Below are 16,249 nucleotides of genomic sequence, written 5' to 3'. Positions count from 1 at the left end.
GTCATCATGAGTCAGAATGTTTATCAATTTATCGACTTACAGCGCGTTGATCCGCCCAAAAAACCGCTGAAAATTCGTAAAATTGAATTTGTTGAGATTTACGAGCCGTTCTCGGAAGGCCAGTCAAAAGCCCAGGCAGATCGCTGCCTGGCATGCGGTAACCCTTATTGTGAATGGAAATGCCCGGTGCATAACTACATTCCGAACTGGCTGAAACTGGCTAACGAAGGGCGCATTATTGAAGCGGCAGAGCTGTCACATCAAACCAATAGCCTGCCAGAAGTTTGTGGCCGCGTCTGCCCTCAGGATCGGTTATGTGAAGGTTCCTGTACACTGAATGATGAATTCGGTGCGGTTACCATCGGAAACATAGAACGATATATCAATGATAAAGCCATAGAAATGGGCTGGAAGCCGAACGTAGCCGACATTCAACCTACCGGCAAGCGTGTGGCGATTATTGGTGCCGGGCCCGCAGGACTGGGCTGTGCCGATGTGCTAACCCGTAACGGCGTGAAAGCCGTAGTGTATGATCGCCATCCTGAAATCGGTGGGCTGCTGACTTTTGGTATTCCATCGTTCAAGCTGGGAAAAGAAGTGATGATTAAGCGCCGCGAAATCTTCACCGAAATGGGTATCGAATTCCAGTTAAATACCGAAGTGGGTAAAGACATCCAATTAAGCGACCTGCTGGAAGAATATGATTCCGTATTCCTGGGTGTCGGGACTTATCAATCCATGCGTGGTGGGTTGGAAAATGAGGATGCGCTGGGCGTTTATGATGCACTGCCATACCTGATTGCCAATACCAAGCAACTGATGGGGTTTGCCACCACAGAAGATGAGCCTTATGTTTCCATGCAAGGTAAACGTGTGGTCGTTCTAGGTGGTGGTGATACCGCAATGGACTGCGTACGGACGTCAATCCGTCAAGGCGCTACGCATGTCACTTGCGCCTACCGCCGTGATGAAGAAAACATGCCTGGATCCAAGCGTGAAGTGAAAAATGCACGAGAAGAAGGTGTAGAATTCAAATTCAACCTGCAACCGATGAGTGTGGAAATCAACGACTCGGGTAAAGTGTGTGGGGTGCGTATGGTGCGCACTGAGCTCGGTGCACCGGATGACAATGGACGCCGCCGTCCGGAGATTGTCGAAGGTTCAGAGCATGTACTGGAAGCAGATACCATTATCATGGCATTCGGCTTCCGCCCGCATAAAATGGACTGGCTGGCCAAACATGATGTGAAACTGGATAGCCAGGGCCGCATTATTGCGCCAGAAAACAGTAACAGTGCATTCCAGACCAGTAATCCAAAAATCTTTGCCGGTGGTGATGCTGTCCGAGGTTCGGACCTGGTTGTTACTGCCATTGCTGAAGGCCGTAAAGCCGCAGAGGGTATCCTCAACTTCCTTGAAGTGTAACCACGACAATCCAGACAAAAGGCAGCTCAAGCAGTTGCCTTTTACTTTTTTTGTACACCCGCAACATGTCCTTCATTCAGATTTTCACGATGCGGACTGCTCAATGACATCCTGTTCTGTCAGCATCGGTGTTTGCTGTACAAAATCGTAATAATCGGGTTTGTTATCAATATAGATTTGAGAAATCATCTGCTTTTCCCCGTCAGGGAACAGGCCAGCAGAGAACTCATAAGTTTCTGGTTCAAGCAGCTTATAAAACAAATGTGTTCCACACTTACTACAGAAGGCGCGCTCAGCCCAGTCAGAAGAATGATAGGATGTAATATTCTCTTCTCCCTCAATCGTCACGCCATCTGGACACTCAATCGCCATCAGTGGCCCGCTGCCCCACTTTCGGCATACGCCACAATGACAAACACTGACCTCGTGAGTGTATTGCTCAGGAATAGTTATCGTCACTGCGCCACATAAACAGCTACCTTTGCTGGTTTGCATCACATGTACCTCTAGCAATGTTAGTAATGGATAAAATTTTACCAACCAGTGTATTTCTTTTATTTTTCAATTCACTGGATAATAAAAAAGGGCACTATCGTGTGCCCTGTTTTATCATTAGAGACTGTTATTTGACAACCCGCAATGCCGGCCTTCCGCCCCGAGGGGGCTGTGGTGGGTCATCATTGGGATTACCATCGTCATCTGTTGCTGACGGTTCGTTATCCACCACAGATATCAAAGCCGTTTTATTCTCATCCTGATCTTCAAGCTCATCAGTAATAGCTTCATAGGCAGGTTCCGGTTCAAACATGGTACCCGCCCCATTTTCGCGGGCATAAACCGCCATGACCGCCGCCATCGGGACAAAAACCTGACGTGGCACACCACCAAAACGTGCGTTGAAGTGAACGCTATCATCAGCCAGTTCGAGATTACCTACAGCACGAGGGGCGATATTCAAAACAATCTGCCCATCGCGGGCAAACTCCATCGGCACCTCTACACCCGGGATGCTGACATCTACGACCAGATGTGGTGTCAGTTGGTTATCCAGCAGCCAGTCATAAAAAGCCCGCAGTAAATACGGACGACGTGGAGATAACTGAGACAACGCCATGTAGTTTAACCTCTGGTTTGTAAACGGATTTCACGTTCAGCTTCTGTGAGGGAAGCCAGAAACGCATCACGTTCAAAAACACGCGTCATGTAGCCTTTCAGCTCTTTCGCACCAGACCCTACCAGTTCAATGCCCAACAGTGGCAAACGCCATAACAGTGGAGCCAGATAACAGTCAACCAGACTGAACTCTTCGCTCATAAAATAAGGTGTTTCATTAAATACCGGAGCAATGGCCAGTAGCTCTTCACGAAGCTGTTTACGCGCTACATCCGCTTCCTGTGCGTTACCCTTCATAACCGTGTTCATCAGGGAATACCAGTCAAGCTCAATACGGTGCATCATTAGACGACTGTGGCCACGTGCTACCGGATATACCGGCATTAAAGGTGGGTGTGGGAAACGCTCATCAAGATATTCCATGATAATGCGCGATTCATATAATGTGAGCTCACGGTCAACCAGTGTTGGCACTGAACCGTAAGGATTGAGGTCAATAAGATCCTGCGGCAGATTGTCCATGTCTACCTGCTCAATTTCGACACTAACCCCTTTTTCTGCCAGCACAATGCGAACCTGATGGCTAAAAATGTCGGATGGACCGGAAAACAGCGTCATTACCGAACGTTTGTTGGCAGCGACAGCCATGAAAACCTCCAAGTTTATCGAAAAAATACGGCGAAGAACCGATCGAATATTATCCTGCAGGCCTTGTCGCGTTTAAATTTCCTACGGACTGCGGGAAACCGCTGACGACATCTGTCATTTTCTCAAAAATCACCAGCTGGCAAACAGGCACAAAATCGGCAAATAGTGTATCAGATTTTGTTCGTTTTGTGGGGATATAAGCACGCTTTCATAGTTAACCCCTAATAAATAAAGGTTATTTTTTAGACATTACATATATCAGGTGAAAAAAACCCGGTGACCAGCACCGGGTTCTTGGCATTAATTCCGCTGCAAAGCAGCCAAAAATTAACGCTTGGAGAACTGAGGACGACGGCGTGCTTTACGCAGACCGACTTTCTTACGTTCAACCTTACGAGCATCACGAGTGACAAAGCCAGCTTTACGCAGCTCAGCACGCAGAGACTCATCATATACCATCAACGCACGGGTAATCCCGTGGCGAATTGCGCCTGCTTGACCAGAGATACCACCACCTTTAACGGTGATGAACAGGTCAAATTTTCCAACCATGTCGACCAGTTCCAGCGGTTGGCGAACTACCATACGTGCAGTTTCGCGACCGAAGTACTGTTCCAGACTACGCTGGTTGATAACGATGTTGCCACTGCCCGGTTTGATGAATACACGAGCGGCAGAACTTTTGCGGCGACCAGTGCCGTAATATTGATTTTCAGCCATTGCCATTAATCCCGATTAAATGTCCAGAACTTGCGGTTGCTGTGCCGCGTGATTGTGCTCATTACCCGCGTAAACTTTCAGTTTACGGTACATAGCACGACCCAGCGGACCCTTCGGCAGCATGCCTTTAACCGCGATTTCAATCACACGCTCAGGATGGCGGGCAATCATCTCTTCAAAGGTCGCTTCTTTAATACCACCGATGTAACCGGTGTGATGATAATACATTTTGTCAGAACGTTTGTTGCCAGTTACAGCAACTTTCTCAGCGTTCAGAACAATAATGTAATCGCCAGTATCAACGTGCGGAGTGTATTCCGCTTTATGCTTGCCGCGCAGACGACGAGCCAGTTCAGTAGCGAGGCGACCTAAAGTCTTACCGCTCGCATCAACAACATACCAGTCGCGTTTTACGGTTTCTGGTTTAGCTGTAAAAGTTTTCATTAAAAGCTTACCCAATTTAAGTTACACGTTGGCGAACACCCAAACGCTTCAATAAATAGTGTTGAGGTTCACACGGCTATCTAGTCCAGCAAACCTACCCCTTCGAATAGCTATTGCCAGCACGATAAAGTTTCGGGAAAAAAACTTTGTTGTAACGTGGGGTCGCAAGATTATAGAGAAGTCGGTATCAAAGGTCGACCCTTTTTCTATCGTTTTCCGTAGAAAAAGGGATCTATTTCTATGCAAGGTGGAGCTGGTTCTATGCAAGGTGGGGCTGGCGCAAATACTCCTCGCTTTGCATCTCCTGCAGACGGGACAAACAGCGTTGATATTCAAACTTCAGATGTTCGCCCTGATAGAGGTCAAACATCGGTACCTGGGCAGAAATGATGAGCTTCACCCGTCGCTCATAAAACTCATCCACCAGCGCCAGAAAACGTCTGGCAGTATTTTCTTCTTTTGTTCCCATCACCGTGACGTTATGCAACAACACACTATGATACAAGCGGGAAAGCGCAATATAGTCATTCTGGCTACGAGCCTCGATACACAGTGTAGAGAAATCCACCGCCACTACACCGTCTCCGGCGCTCAGCGTTGCCAACGGACGATGATTGATTTCCAGTACCGGTCCGGCAGTTGTAATTTTCTGCCCGGACAGTCGGCTGAATATCTGGCGCATCGTCGTTTCCGTCGAGGCATTCAATGGTGTCAAATACAGATGCGCCTGGGTCAACGTGCGTAGACGATAATCAATCCCCGCATCCACATTTAATATGTCACAGTGTTGCTTAATCAGGTCAATTGCAGGTAAAAAACGTGAGCGCTGTAACCCGTTACGATAAAGCTCATCCGGCGGGATGTTGGATGTTGCAACCAGTGTAATCCCCCGTAAAAACAAGGCGCTAAGTAATTCTGCCAACAGCATTGCGTCAGTAATATCCGATACAAAAAATTCGTCAAAACAGAGCACATCCGTTTCGGACTTAAAGCCATCAGCAACTTTTTCCAGCGGATTCTCCTGCCCTTGCAATTGGTTCAGTTCCTCATGCACGCGCAGCATAAAACGATGAAAATGCAGACGTAATTTTCGTTTTGACGGCAAACCATGGAAAAACAGATCCATCAACCAGGTTTTCCCTCGGCCTACACCACCCCACATGTAAAGCCCTTGTACCGGTGTCGTTGTTTCTTCCCGTCCCCCCAACCATGAACGCCACTTCCCCAGCAGCCCTGTGGGTGGAGTCTGAATGTCCTGCACATGTTTAACCAATTCCTGATGAATATTATCCAGCCGAATCACTGTCTGGTATTGTACTTCATCCGGCTGATACTCCTGCGCTGACAAAGCCTGCTGATAAAGCGTCAAAGGGGTTACTCTCTGCATAGCTCCAAAATCCCTGAGAAAAAAGTTAGTTATATTTTATCGCGTGTTAACGTCGATTTGGCCCGTAATCGTAGCAGTTAACCACCTTGCAGCCGTAAGCAATATCATAATACCTTACGACATCGCGCTTCGGGGCTCCACTCAGGCAAGGTTAGCGGTTATAGTGGCTATTATTAAGTGGAAAAACCCTACGGGACAACTAAGTCAAAATAGGAGTCATTATGACCTGGGAGTACGCGCTGATTGGACTAGTTATCGGTGTCATAATTGGTGCTGTCGCTATGCGTTTTGGCAATCGTAAACTGCGTCAGCAACAGGTATTGCAAAATGAACTGGAGAAAAGCAAAACGGAATTGGAACAATATCGCCAGGAGTTGGTTGGGCATTTTGCCCGTAGCGCAGAGCTACTGGACAACATGGCAAATGATTATCGTCAGTTGTACCAGCATATGGCGAAAAGCTCCAACAACCTATTACCCAATTTACCCACGCAGGATAATCCGTTCAGATATAGCCTGACGGAAGCCGAAGCGGATAACGATCAGGCACCAGTAGGCATGCCACCCCGTGATTATTCTGACGGCGCTTCAGGTTTACTGCGCGGCGAACGCCCTGCCAGCAAGTAAACACAAGATACCACTCTCTACCTGTGAGGCCTCTTCGGCCTCATCATGTTCTTTTGTCTTCAACTGTAAATTTACATGAATTATGGTTACATTCTACTGAAGAAAGGTCAGTGAACTTTACGTCATAATCCCCGGTCTGACTCTTCATCATGGGTTTGGGTTTATATATCATCGTTTTATTCATACGCAGGTCGTGAGAGAGTTAACAATCAATGAAAAAAACATCGTTGTTATGTAGCGCATTGGCAATAAGCATAGCTTTATCCTTATCATCTCTACCTGCGGCATACGCTGCGTTACCAGCAGTGGTACAAGGTCAGCAACTCCCCAGCCTGGCGCCTATGCTGGAAAAAGTCTTACCTGCTGTGGTCAGCGTACATGTTGAGGGTACGCGAATTCAGCGTCAGCAGATTCCTGAAGAGTTTAAGTTTTTCTTCGGACCTAACACACCATCTGAAGAACAGAGCTCTCGTCCATTTGAAGGCTTGGGATCCGGCGTAATCATTAATGCAGCCAAAGGATATGTGTTAACCAACAACCATGTCATCAACAATGCTGACAAAATCCGTGTACAACTTAATGATGGCCGTGAATATGACGCAAAATTGATTGGTCGCGATGAGCAGACCGATATTGCGCTGTTGCAGTTAAACGATGCCAAAAACCTGACTGAAATTAAAATAGCGGACTCAGACCAGCTTCGCGTCGGTGATTTTGCCGTAGCAGTGGGCAACCCTTTTGGCCTGGGGCAAACTGCCACATCCGGGATTATTTCCGCTCTGGGCCGTAGTGGCCTGAATCTGGAAGGGCTGGAAAACTTCATTCAAACTGACGCGTCAATCAACCGCGGTAACTCTGGTGGCGCACTGGTTAATCTTAACGGTGAACTTATTGGGATTAACACCGCCATTCTGGCTCCAGGGGGCGGAAATATCGGCATCGGCTTTGCCATCCCCAGCAATATGGCTCAGACCTTGTCTCAACAATTGATAGAATTTGGTGAGGTAAAACGCGGGTTGCTGGGTATCAGAGGCAGTGAAATGACCTCTGAAATAGCTAAAGCTTTCAAAGTAGATGTACAACGCGGTGCATTTGTTAGTGAAGTATTACCAAAATCAGCTGCGGCAAAAGCAGGGATTAAAGCAGGTGATGTACTAACTTCACTGAATGGTAAAACCATCAGTAGCTTTGCCGAATTGAGAGCGAAGATTGGCACTACGGCACCAGGTAAAATCATTCGAGTCGGTCTGTGGCGTGATGGCAAACAACAGGAAGTTTCTGTAATCCTGGGCAATAGCGCCAACACTGCCACCAGAGCTGAGTCTCTATCGCCGGCTCTGCAGGGAGCATCACTAAGCGATGGTCAGTTGAAGGATGGTAGCAAAGGTGTAATTATCGATAGCGTGACCAAGGATACACCGGCCGCCAAGATTGGATTACAAAAAGGCGATATTATTGTCGGTATCAACCGGGAGCGTGTGGAAAACATCTCCCAACTGGGTAAAATTCTGAAAAGTAAACCTTCGGTTATAGCGCTGAACATAATGCGTGGTGACCAAAGCATTTATTTGTTGTTACGCTAAGCCAGTAAAAATTAGACACCACGCGGTGTGGTGTCTAACTATCTCATGATATTCTGCAGTTAATCTTCTACTTATACCAGATGCTTATGCTAACCAAACTTATACGTTCGGCGCTGATTGGTGTCATCGTTTCAGGTATTCTGTTACTGGCACTTCCCATGCTGCGTTCAAACAACGGGCTATTCAAACCAGACGATAGCGCCGAAAGCGAAACACCTGTCAGCTATTATCAAGGGGTACGACGCGCCGCGCCCGCAGTCGTCAACGTATATAACCGGGCATCCAACCCAAATGAGAAGGATCAACTCAATATTCGCACCCTGGGTTCCGGCGTTATCATGAACAGCAAAGGTTATATCCTCACCAATAAGCACGTTATCAATAATGCAGACCAAATTATAGTAACCCTACAGGACGGACGTGTGTTTGAGGCTCTGCTGGTCGGTTCCGACAGCCTTACCGATCTGGCAGTGTTGAAAATTGAGGGAACCAATTTGCCGGAAATACCCATCAATACCAAACGAGTAGCTCATGTGGGTGATGTGGTGATGGCTATCGGGAATCCTTACAATCTGGGGCAAACCATTACTCAAGGTATTATCAGTGCCACGGGGCGAGTTGGTTTAAGTCCATCAGGGCGCCAGAACTTCCTGCAGACCGATGCGTCTATCAATCGTGGTAATTCAGGCGGAGCATTGGTTAACACGTTGGGAGAACTGGTTGGCATCAATACGTTATCCTTTGACAAAAGCAATGATGGAGCTACCCCAGAAGGTTTAAGCTTTGCCATTCCTGTGGCACTGGCTATCAAAGTGATGGGCAAACTGATTCGCGATGGTCGGGTTATCCGCGGTTACATTGGCATCAATGGGGCACAAATTGAAAATCAGGACCAGAATATATCGATAGATAACAGATTACGGGGCGTATTTGTCAAAAAGGTGGAACCAGGCGGACCTGCGGATAAAGCCGGTATCAAAGAAGGGGATCGGTTGTTAAAAGTGAATAATAAACCCGTTCGATCCGTAATTGAAACCATGGATCAGGTAGCTGAAATCCGTCCTGGCTCAGTCATCCCAGTTGTGATTTCCCGGAACAATAAAGAAATAACGCTGAATGTAACCATTCAGGAATTTCCAGCTAGCTGACTGCTTTATTTATAAAAAAGATTTATAAAAAGATGGAAAATCGGGTGGGTTAACCCACCCGATTCAGAGCGGGACGTTATTCGCCTTCCTTGACTCTTTCAATATTTGCACCAAGTGCCCGTAACTTATGCTCAATACGCTCATAACCGCGATCAATGTGATAGATACGATCCACCATAGTGACACCTTCTGCAATACAACCAGCCAGTACCAGACTTGCTGAAGCGCGTAAGTCCGTTGCCATCACCTGAGCGCCAGATAATGTCTCTACGCCATGGCAGATAACAGTATTACTCTCAATCTCTGCCTGCGCGCCCATGCGGATCAATTCCGGAATATGCATAAAGCGGTTTTCAAAAATAGTCTCAGTAATGACCCCTGCACCTTCAGCGACCAGATTTAGCAAACTAAACTGAGCCTGCATATCAGTAGGGAATCCGGGATGTGGAGCAGTACGCAGGTTAACCGCTTTAGGACGGCAGCCATGCATATCCAGGCTGACCCAATCTTCACCGATCGCAATATCCGCACCCGCTTCACGCAGTTTGGCCAATACGGCATCCAATGTATCTGGGCGTGTATTACGACACATCACTTTACCGCCAGACACAGCGGCAGCCACAAGAAAAGTCCCCGTTTCAATGCGATCTGGCAGAACACGGTAAACCCCGCCACCCAACCGGGCTACACCTTCAATAACAATCTTATCGCTACCAGCACCACTGATCCTGGCACCTAGCGTGTTGAGGAAATTGGCCGTATCCACAATTTCCGGCTCACGGGCCGCATTTTCTATAATGGTTTTACCTTCAGCCAATGTCGCCGCACTCATGATAGTTACCGTGGCACCTACGCTAACTTTATCCATCACAATATGAGCGCCTTTTAGGCGGCCATCGACCGTTGCCTTCACATACCCCTCTTCCAGGGTAATTTCTGCGCCTAATTGCTCCAACCCATTGATATGTAAATCAACCGGACGAGCACCAATGGCACAACCGCCAGGCAAAGAAACCTGGCCTTGACCAAAACGGGCTACCAGCGGCCCCAGTGCCCAAATAGAGGCACGCATGGTTTTTACCAGTTCGTACGGTGCGCAAAAGACATTTACCGAGCTGGCATCAACGTGTACGGAACCATTTCGCTCGACACGGGCCCCTAACTGGCTCAGCAGTTTCATGGTTGTGTCGATATCCCGAAGTTTGGGAACATTCTGAATCTCTACCGGCTCTTCAGCGAGTAAAGCGGCAAACAGGATAGGCAGGGCCGCATTTTTAGCCCCGGAGATAGTAACTTCACCAGTGAGCCGAGTAGGCCCCTGCACACGAAATTTATCCATAGTAACGATTTCTCAATATTCAAATTCAATAGTGCGGCATCAAGTCCAATCACTCAAAAACCGTTGAGTTTACGATCGCGCTGCCACTCATCTGGCGTATAAGCCTTAATGGATAGCGCATGAATACGGTTATCGGCAATATACTCCATCAACGGGGCATACACCGTCTGCTGTTGTTTTACGCGGCTCATACCACTAAACAACTCACCCACAACAATCACCTGAAAGTAACTGCCATCGCCGGATACATGGACGTCCTGTAGTGCCAATGCATTCATCAGCACATCTTTAATTTCGTTATTTTCCATCGCTCTCGATTCTGCGTCAGGGGGATGATAAACAGCTTGGTATCTTAGATGAATCTACCTTCATCTTAAACAAAAGAAATCCCCCTTTGCATAAAAGCAAAAGGGGATTTAGAGATAGCATGAAGGTTTTTTCAGCTAATCAGCTGGATGGGTATAATCTTGTCCAGGCTATAGAGCTCAATCAATGTTTTGAGTCGGTCACTGACGCCCGTAATTTGCAACGCCACACCGTTCTGCTGTTGCTGATGATAAAAATGAACCAGCAATGCCAGTCCAGAAGAATCCACCCGATTTACCTGACTCATATCCAGCACAGTCGTTCCTTGCAGCAGAGTTTCACGCTGCTGCCACAGCGGCAATAGTGTTTCACGATCTAAATCGCCGTCCAACACCAGAGTGGATGCATCAGACTTCCAGTTAAGCGTTGTACTAACCATTTCGTTGCTGATCCAACGTGATTGGCTGTTGTGCGGCAATACGAAGTTGCTGAGTCAAACCATCAATCCCTTTTTGACGCAACGTTGCAGCCCATTCATTCTGTTTGGTCGTGATCATGCTCACGCCCTCCGCGATCATGTCATACGCTTGCCAGTGGCCCGTTATACTGTTCTTACGCCACTGAAAATCCAGACGAACTGGCGGGCGCCCGCCGTTATCAATGATAGTCACGCGGATTGAAACAATAGTGGCATCACCAAGTGGTTGTTCAGGCGCAATTTGGTAAGTCTGGTCATGATACAGCGCCAGAGCCTGACCATATGCCTGCTCCAGATAAGCAGTAAATGCTTTGAAATAGGTTTCACGTTGTGCTGGTGTGGCGTTTTTGTAGTACGGCCCCAACACTAATGCTCCAGCGTATTTCACCTGAATATAAGGTAATAGTTCTTCCCGCACCACAACACGCAGATAGTTGGGATCTTTCATGATTTGGGGCTGATCATCCTTAAGACGGGTAAAAACTTTCTTCGCCGCATCATTCATCAGACTATACGGATTAGTCTGATCCGCTGCACTGGCAAACGACGACACTGCCAGTAACGCTACCACCAATAAACGTTTTAACATGCAAGAGCCCTCTTATGGATGCGGTGTAACAGAATTGGACTGGGGCTCTGGAGCCGCTACCGAATCAGTGCTGTTTTGGCTGGTATTCTGAGTGTTGCCACTACCACCCTTATATAGGAATTGACCGATAAGATCCTCCAATATCATGGCTGATTTAGTATCTTGAATAACGCCGCCATTTTTCAGAATTGAGGTTCCCATGGACGGATCTTCAAACCCTATATTCAACGCCAGATATTGCTCTCCCAGCAGACCAGAAGTTCTCACCGACAATGAACTGGTATCAGGAATATGGTTATAACGCTGTTCGATATCCATCGCGACACGCGGCAGGTAGGTTTTTTGATCTAACGAAATATCTTCCACTCGCCCAATCACGACTCCGCCTACTTTTACTGGTGAACGTACTTTCAGGCCGCCAATATTGTCAAAAGTCGCATACAAACGGTAAGTCTGTTGATGACCAAGTGATTTCAAGTCCGCCACTTTCAGACATAGAAAGATAATGGCGCCCAGCGCAATCAGCATAAATATGCCAACCCAGATTTCATATTTCTTAGTTTGCATCGACTCATTTCCCAAACATCAGTGCTGTCAGCACAAAATCCAATCCCAACACCGCCAGCGATGAATGCACTACGGTACGGGTCGTCGCACGGCTTATCCCTTCTGACGTCGGAATCGCGTCATAGCCATTAAATAACGCAATCCAGGTGATGGTAATGGAAAACACTACGCTTTTTATTACACAGTTAAGCAAATCGTGCCGCCATTCCACCGCGCCTTGCATGGCCGACCAGAAAAAACCAGAATCGATTCCTTTCCAGTCAACCCCTACTAACGCACCACCCCAAATGCCCACCGCCACAAAGATGACAGTCAGCAATGGCATACTGACCAAGCCAGCCCAGAAACGGGGAGCCACAACACGCCGTAACGGATCAACCGCCATCATCTCCATACTGGAAAGTTGTTCAGTGGCTTTCATCAGACCAATCTCTGCCGTCAGCGCCGAACCGGCACGTCCGGCAAACAACAGCGCCGTCACCACAGGCCCTAGTTCACGCAGTAACGACAAAGCGACCATCATACCCAGACTGGCTTCCGCACCGTAAGTTGTCAGGACAAGATAACCCTGCAACCCCAGTACCATGCCGATGAATATGCCGGATACAATGATAATCAGCAGTGACTGAACCCCTACACTGTAGAGTTGTTTGCAGAACAACGGCCACTGTTTCGCCAGCTCGGGTTTCCCCACTAGCGCATTGAAAAGCACCAGCCCCGCGCGACCAAAAGAAGCGCATACGCTGATACCGAGGCGTCCTAACGACGCTACTGCCTGAAGTAGCATGAATTATTTAACTCCCAGAGCCTAGTAACTCAAGTTGGTAATCACCAGCCGGGTAACGGAACGGTACCGGCCCGTCAGCGATGCCATCCAAGAACTGGCGCACACGAGGATCTGTATTTACTTGCAACTCCTCCGGTGTGCCTTTAGCGATTACGCGCTGGTCGGCGATAATATAAGCGTAATCAGCAATACTCAGTACCTCATGGACATCGTGAGATACCACGATAAAGGTCGCACCTAGCGCATGGTTTAACTCACTAATGAGCTTGACTAAAACCCCCATGGTTATAGGGTCCTGACCACCAAAAGGCTCATCAAACATGATCAGTTGAGGATCCAGGGCAATTGAGCGTGCTAACGCAGCACGTCGCGCCATCCCCCCGGAAAGCTCCGAAGGCATAAGTTGTGCGGCACCACGCAATCCCACCGCTTCCAACTTCATCATTACCGTACTGTGAAGCAATGGTTCCGGTAACCGGCTGTGCTCACGCAACGGCCAGGCAACATTATCAAACACGTTCAGATCGGTAAACAATGCCCCAGACTGAAATAACATGCTCATTTTCTTACGGGATTCATATAATCCAGAACGAGAAAGCGTCGGAATATTTTCCCCATCAAACCAGATGTCCCCGCTGTCTGGCTGAAGTTGACCACCAATCAACCGCAGCAACGTCGTTTTCCCAATCCCCGACGGCCCCATAATGGCCGTCACTTTTCTTTTCGGTACATCCAGCGAGATGTCAGTAAATATCGAACGCTCTCCACGTCGGAAATTGAGCCCGCGAATTTCAACCAGGTTAATCGCCTCATGGTTCATTATTTATTTCCTTCCCGACCGCCAGTAAGGGCGTTGTCATTAATATTAACGTGTACTTATGCCATTTTGTTCGCACTTAAGGTAAGCACAAATGACAATCTCGGTACTGTGACAAAAACACGTCGTCAATTCGTGACCAAAGTTGCCATTGGTTTTACTTTTTCGCCCTACACAGTCAGAATTAGCACCAATGGTAAAAACACGATTTTCTGTTCACTATTCGTCCAAAAATACTGGTTTGTCTATCAATGAACCAGTGATTATACCTGAATAAAGGACGCTGCATGCTTTTTGCAACAGTACTCTTGATCATTGGTTTGATTTTACTGGTTTATGGTGCCGACCGCCTGGTATACGGAGCTGCCGTTCTGGCCCGCTCTTTTGGCATCCCCCCCATAATAATTGGGATAGTCATTGTCGGTATGGGGACATCGCTACCGGAACTCACGGTTTCGGTGACTGCGGCTTTGAATAATCAAATAGATATGGCAGTGGGGAATGTACTGGGCTCCAATATCACCAATATCTTGCTAATTCTGGGCAGCGCGGCACTTATCCGGCCGCTGACGTTTCAATCTGTTCTATCGCGTCGTGAGATCCCTCTAATGCTGTTGGTCACGCTGCTTTGTGGTTTTCTGTTGCATGATAGCTTTCTGAGTCGGATGGATGGAATAATCCTGCTGCTGATTGCTGTTCTGTGCATTCTGCTGATGCTGAAAATGGCCCATAACACCCAGCGACAAGAAATGGATAGCTTCACTCGTGAACAGATAGCCGAATTACCCCAAGAGAGTAATTACACTGTGGCACTGCTATGGTTGATACTGGGGTTGATTATCCTGCCGATGGCGGCCCGGATGGTGATTGATAATGCCACAGTCATCGCCCGCTATTATAACATCAGTGAACTTACCATCGGCCTGACGGTATTGGCTATCGGTACCAGCCTGCCAGAACTGGCGACGGCTATCGTCGGAACATTAAAAAAAGAAGATGACATCGCATTGGGTAACCTGATCGGCTCCAATATCTTTAATATTGTGATTGTCCTGGGGGTACCCGCGTTACTTTCACCTGGTGCACTTAACCCGCTCGCGTTTGAGCGCGACTACTGGATCATGTTAGGGGTCAGTGTATTACTGGCGGCGCTCTGTCTCCGCCGGAAACAGTGCATCGGTCAAGGCGCGGGGGCACTCTTGCTGTGTGCCTTCATCGCTTATATCTCGGTGCTGTTCTTTCTTCCATAATCAGAGTATCAGCAACGCAGGATTTTTACCGCATGTTACATTATGAGCTACAACCCGGTTTCGATTTCCAAAAAGCAGGCAAGCAGGTTCTGAACATTGAACGAGAAAGTCTGGCCCAGTTAGGTCAATACATTGATGACAACTTTTCCCGTGCCTGTGAGAGGATTTTTCATTGCCAAGGCAAAGTTGTGGTGATGGGTATGGGCAAGTCCGGACATATCGGTTGTAAAATGGCAGCGACCTTTGCCAGCACCGGTACGCCCGCATTCTTTGTCCATCCCGGTGAAGCCAGCCACGGTGATTTGGGGATGATTACCACGCAGGATGTAATAGTCGCCATCTCCAACTCCGGTGAATCCCATGAAATTCTGTCACTGATTCCAGTGCTGAAGCGCCTACAGATCTGCCTTATATGTATGACGGGCAACCCGGAAAGCACAATGGGCAAGGCCGCCGATATTCATCTGTGTGTACACGTTCCACAAGAGGCCTGTCCGCTTGGCCTGGCACCGACGTCCAGCACGACTGCGACACTGGTTATGGGGGATGCGATAGCCGTAGCGTTATTACAGGCCCGTGGTTTCACCGCCGAAGATTTTGCCTTGTCACACCCGGGAGGGGCTCTGGGCCGCAAACTTTTACTGCGTGTTAACGATATTATGCATTCTGGTGATGAAGTGCCGTGTGTGAACCGTGATGCTTCCCTACGAGATGCGCTATTGGAAATTACCCGTAAAAATCTTGGCATGACAGTAATTTGCAGCGATGGCTGGAAAATTGAAGGGATCTTTACTGATGGTGACCTGCGCCGTATTTTTGATATGAACATTGATTTGAACAGTGCTCGTATCGCGGATGTCATGACTCGTGGCGGAATACGGGTCACGCCCCAAATGCTGGCCGTAGATGCCCTTAACCTGATGCAATCACGCCATATAACTTCACTACTGGTGGCAGATGATGACCGTCTGCTCGGAATCGTTCATATGCACGACATGCTGCGGGCTGGTGTGGTTTAATCT

At 48.0% G+C, this 16,249-nt stretch carries 19 protein-coding genes; 6 read left to right on the top strand and 13 right to left on the bottom strand.

Features of this window, described 5'->3' with window-relative positions; all coding sequences use genetic code 11:
* Nucleotides 1-6: 6 nt before the first annotated feature.
* Nucleotides 7-1,425, top strand: coding sequence for a glutamate synthase small subunit (locus PCO85_02045; protein ID WJV54287.1), 1,419 nt, complete (start codon nt 7-9; stop codon nt 1,423-1,425).
* A gap of 84 nt (nt 1,426-1,509) precedes the next feature.
* Here the strand turns inward: PCO85_02045 and PCO85_02040 are convergent, their stop codons facing one another.
* The 6 genes from PCO85_02040 to zapE all read right to left on the bottom strand — a co-directional run bounded on the left by PCO85_02040 (nt 1,510) and on the right by zapE (nt 5,737).
* Complete coding sequence (locus PCO85_02040) at nt 1,510-1,920, bottom strand: GFA family protein (GenBank protein WJV54286.1); 411 nt, start codon at nt 1,918-1,920, stop codon at nt 1,510-1,512.
* Between the two features lie 127 nt (nt 1,921-2,047).
* Nucleotides 2,048-2,539, bottom strand: coding sequence for a ClpXP protease specificity-enhancing factor (gene sspB, locus PCO85_02035; protein WJV54285.1), 492 nt, complete (start codon nt 2,537-2,539; stop codon nt 2,048-2,050).
* A 5-nt stretch (nt 2,540-2,544) separates the two neighbouring features.
* A complete protein-coding gene (gene sspA, locus PCO85_02030; GenBank protein WJV54284.1) occupies nt 2,545-3,186 on the bottom strand; it encodes a stringent starvation protein SspA in 642 nt (213 codons plus the stop codon).
* A gap of 327 nt (nt 3,187-3,513) precedes the next feature.
* The gene (gene rpsI, locus PCO85_02025) at nt 3,514-3,906 is read right to left on the bottom strand and encodes a 30S ribosomal protein S9 (GenBank protein ID WJV54283.1); all 393 of its coding nucleotides are present in this window, start codon (nt 3,904-3,906) and stop codon (nt 3,514-3,516) included.
* Nucleotides 3,907-3,921: 15 nt separating this feature from the next.
* Nucleotides 3,922-4,350, bottom strand: coding sequence for a 50S ribosomal protein L13 (rplM, locus tag PCO85_02020; protein ID WJV54282.1), 429 nt, complete (start codon nt 4,348-4,350; stop codon nt 3,922-3,924).
* A gap of 259 nt (nt 4,351-4,609) precedes the next feature.
* Nucleotides 4,610-5,737: a cell division protein ZapE gene (zapE, locus tag PCO85_02015; protein WJV54281.1), complete on the bottom strand. Its 1,128-nt coding sequence runs from the start codon at nt 5,735-5,737 to the stop codon at nt 4,610-4,612.
* A 221-nt stretch (nt 5,738-5,958) separates the two neighbouring features.
* Here zapE and zapG point away from each other — a divergent pair, with 221 nt between their 5' ends.
* The 3 genes from zapG to degS all read left to right on the top strand — a co-directional run bounded on the left by zapG (nt 5,959) and on the right by degS (nt 9,094).
* Nucleotides 5,959-6,363 carry a Z-ring associated protein ZapG gene (gene zapG / locus PCO85_02010; protein ID WJV54280.1) on the top strand — a complete coding sequence of 135 codons (405 nt, stop codon included), beginning with the start codon at nt 5,959-5,961 and terminating at the stop codon, nt 6,361-6,363.
* Between the two features lie 212 nt (nt 6,364-6,575).
* Nucleotides 6,576-7,946 (top strand): serine endoprotease DegQ, encoded by a 1,371-nt coding sequence (degQ, locus tag PCO85_02005; protein ID WJV54279.1) that lies wholly within the window; start codon nt 6,576-6,578, stop codon nt 7,944-7,946.
* Between the two features lie 86 nt (nt 7,947-8,032).
* Nucleotides 8,033-9,094, top strand: a complete 1,062-nt coding sequence (gene degS / locus PCO85_02000; protein ID WJV54278.1) for an outer membrane-stress sensor serine endopeptidase DegS — start codon at nt 8,033-8,035, stop codon at nt 9,092-9,094.
* 76 nt (nt 9,095-9,170) lie between these two features.
* On the opposite strand, the gene murA is transcribed toward degS, so the two are convergent.
* The 7 genes from murA to mlaF form a co-directional block, all read right to left on the bottom strand.
* Nucleotides 9,171-10,433: a UDP-N-acetylglucosamine 1-carboxyvinyltransferase gene (gene murA / locus PCO85_01995; GenBank protein ID WJV54277.1), complete on the bottom strand. Its 1,263-nt coding sequence runs from the start codon at nt 10,431-10,433 to the stop codon at nt 9,171-9,173.
* A gap of 53 nt (nt 10,434-10,486) precedes the next feature.
* Nucleotides 10,487-10,741 carry a BolA family iron metabolism protein IbaG gene (gene ibaG, locus PCO85_01990; protein ID WJV54276.1) on the bottom strand — a complete coding sequence of 85 codons (255 nt, stop codon included), beginning with the start codon at nt 10,739-10,741 and terminating at the stop codon, nt 10,487-10,489.
* 131 nt (nt 10,742-10,872) lie between these two features.
* Nucleotides 10,873-11,178: a lipid asymmetry maintenance protein MlaB gene (gene mlaB / locus PCO85_01985; protein WJV54275.1), complete on the bottom strand. Its 306-nt coding sequence runs from the start codon at nt 11,176-11,178 to the stop codon at nt 10,873-10,875.
* Nucleotides 11,171-11,806: a phospholipid-binding protein MlaC gene (gene mlaC / locus PCO85_01980; protein WJV54274.1), complete on the bottom strand. Its 636-nt coding sequence runs from the start codon at nt 11,804-11,806 to the stop codon at nt 11,171-11,173. The genes mlaB and mlaC overlap by 8 nt, the downstream gene beginning before the upstream one ends.
* 12 nt (nt 11,807-11,818) lie before the next feature.
* Nucleotides 11,819-12,373, bottom strand: coding sequence for an outer membrane lipid asymmetry maintenance protein MlaD (gene mlaD, locus PCO85_01975; protein ID WJV54273.1), 555 nt, complete (start codon nt 12,371-12,373; stop codon nt 11,819-11,821).
* A gap of 4 nt (nt 12,374-12,377) precedes the next feature.
* Nucleotides 12,378-13,160: a lipid asymmetry maintenance ABC transporter permease subunit MlaE gene (gene mlaE, locus PCO85_01970; protein ID WJV54272.1), complete on the bottom strand. Its 783-nt coding sequence runs from the start codon at nt 13,158-13,160 to the stop codon at nt 12,378-12,380.
* A 7-nt stretch (nt 13,161-13,167) separates the two neighbouring features.
* On the bottom strand, nt 13,168-13,980 hold the full coding sequence (gene mlaF, locus PCO85_01965) for a phospholipid ABC transporter ATP-binding protein MlaF (protein ID WJV54271.1): 813 nt from the start codon (nt 13,978-13,980) through the stop codon (nt 13,168-13,170).
* Nucleotides 13,981-14,264: 284 nt separating this feature from the next.
* Between mlaF and PCO85_01960 the strand changes: the two genes are divergently transcribed.
* Nucleotides 14,265-15,227 (top strand): calcium/sodium antiporter, encoded by a 963-nt coding sequence (locus PCO85_01960; GenBank protein WJV54270.1) that lies wholly within the window; start codon nt 14,265-14,267, stop codon nt 15,225-15,227.
* Nucleotides 15,228-15,259: 32 nt separating this feature from the next.
* Nucleotides 15,260-16,246 (top strand): arabinose-5-phosphate isomerase KdsD, encoded by a 987-nt coding sequence (gene kdsD, locus PCO85_01955; protein WJV54269.1) that lies wholly within the window; start codon nt 15,260-15,262, stop codon nt 16,244-16,246.
* Nucleotides 16,247-16,249: the final 3 nt, after the last annotated feature.

It is taken from the genome of Prodigiosinella aquatilis (assembly GCA_030388725.1).
Taxonomy (GTDB): Bacteria; Pseudomonadota; Gammaproteobacteria; order Enterobacterales; family Enterobacteriaceae; genus Prodigiosinella; species Prodigiosinella aquatilis.
Note: the sequence above shows the minus strand (reverse complement) of the source record. Positions and strands in the feature narration are given on the sequence as shown.

What these genes read in the sequence shown, in the direction of transcription:
- PCO85_02045 (WJV54287.1), top strand. Translation starts at nt 7, where the DNA reads ATGAGTCAGAATGTTTATCAATTTATCGACTTACAGCGCGTTGATCCG.
- PCO85_02040 (WJV54286.1), bottom strand. Translation starts at nt 1,920, where the DNA reads ATGCAAACCAGCAAAGGTAGCTGTTTATGTGGCGCAGTGACGATAACT.
- sspB (WJV54285.1), bottom strand. Translation starts at nt 2,539, where the DNA reads ATGGCGTTGTCTCAGTTATCTCCACGTCGTCCGTATTTACTGCGGGCT.
- sspA (WJV54284.1), bottom strand. Translation starts at nt 3,186, where the DNA reads ATGGCTGTCGCTGCCAACAAACGTTCGGTAATGACGCTGTTTTCCGGT.
- rpsI (WJV54283.1), bottom strand. Translation starts at nt 3,906, where the DNA reads ATGGCTGAAAATCAATATTACGGCACTGGTCGCCGCAAAAGTTCTGCC.
- rplM (WJV54282.1), bottom strand. Translation starts at nt 4,350, where the DNA reads ATGAAAACTTTTACAGCTAAACCAGAAACCGTAAAACGCGACTGGTAT.
- zapE (WJV54281.1), bottom strand. Translation starts at nt 5,737, where the DNA reads ATGCAGAGAGTAACCCCTTTGACGCTTTATCAGCAGGCTTTGTCAGCG.
- zapG (WJV54280.1), top strand. Translation starts at nt 5,959, where the DNA reads ATGACCTGGGAGTACGCGCTGATTGGACTAGTTATCGGTGTCATAATT.
- degQ (WJV54279.1), top strand. Translation starts at nt 6,576, where the DNA reads ATGAAAAAAACATCGTTGTTATGTAGCGCATTGGCAATAAGCATAGCT.
- degS (WJV54278.1), top strand. Translation starts at nt 8,033, where the DNA reads ATGCTAACCAAACTTATACGTTCGGCGCTGATTGGTGTCATCGTTTCA.
- murA (WJV54277.1), bottom strand. Translation starts at nt 10,433, where the DNA reads ATGGATAAATTTCGTGTGCAGGGGCCTACTCGGCTCACTGGTGAAGTT.
- ibaG (WJV54276.1), bottom strand. Translation starts at nt 10,741, where the DNA reads ATGGAAAATAACGAAATTAAAGATGTGCTGATGAATGCATTGGCACTA.
- mlaB (WJV54275.1), bottom strand. Translation starts at nt 11,178, where the DNA reads ATGGTTAGTACAACGCTTAACTGGAAGTCTGATGCATCCACTCTGGTG.
- mlaC (WJV54274.1), bottom strand. Translation starts at nt 11,806, where the DNA reads ATGTTAAAACGTTTATTGGTGGTAGCGTTACTGGCAGTGTCGTCGTTT.
- mlaD (WJV54273.1), bottom strand. Translation starts at nt 12,373, where the DNA reads ATGCAAACTAAGAAATATGAAATCTGGGTTGGCATATTTATGCTGATT.
- mlaE (WJV54272.1), bottom strand. Translation starts at nt 13,160, where the DNA reads ATGCTACTTCAGGCAGTAGCGTCGTTAGGACGCCTCGGTATCAGCGTA.
- mlaF (WJV54271.1), bottom strand. Translation starts at nt 13,980, where the DNA reads ATGAACCATGAGGCGATTAACCTGGTTGAAATTCGCGGGCTCAATTTC.
- PCO85_01960 (WJV54270.1), top strand. Translation starts at nt 14,265, where the DNA reads ATGCTTTTTGCAACAGTACTCTTGATCATTGGTTTGATTTTACTGGTT.
- kdsD (WJV54269.1), top strand. Translation starts at nt 15,260, where the DNA reads ATGTTACATTATGAGCTACAACCCGGTTTCGATTTCCAAAAAGCAGGC.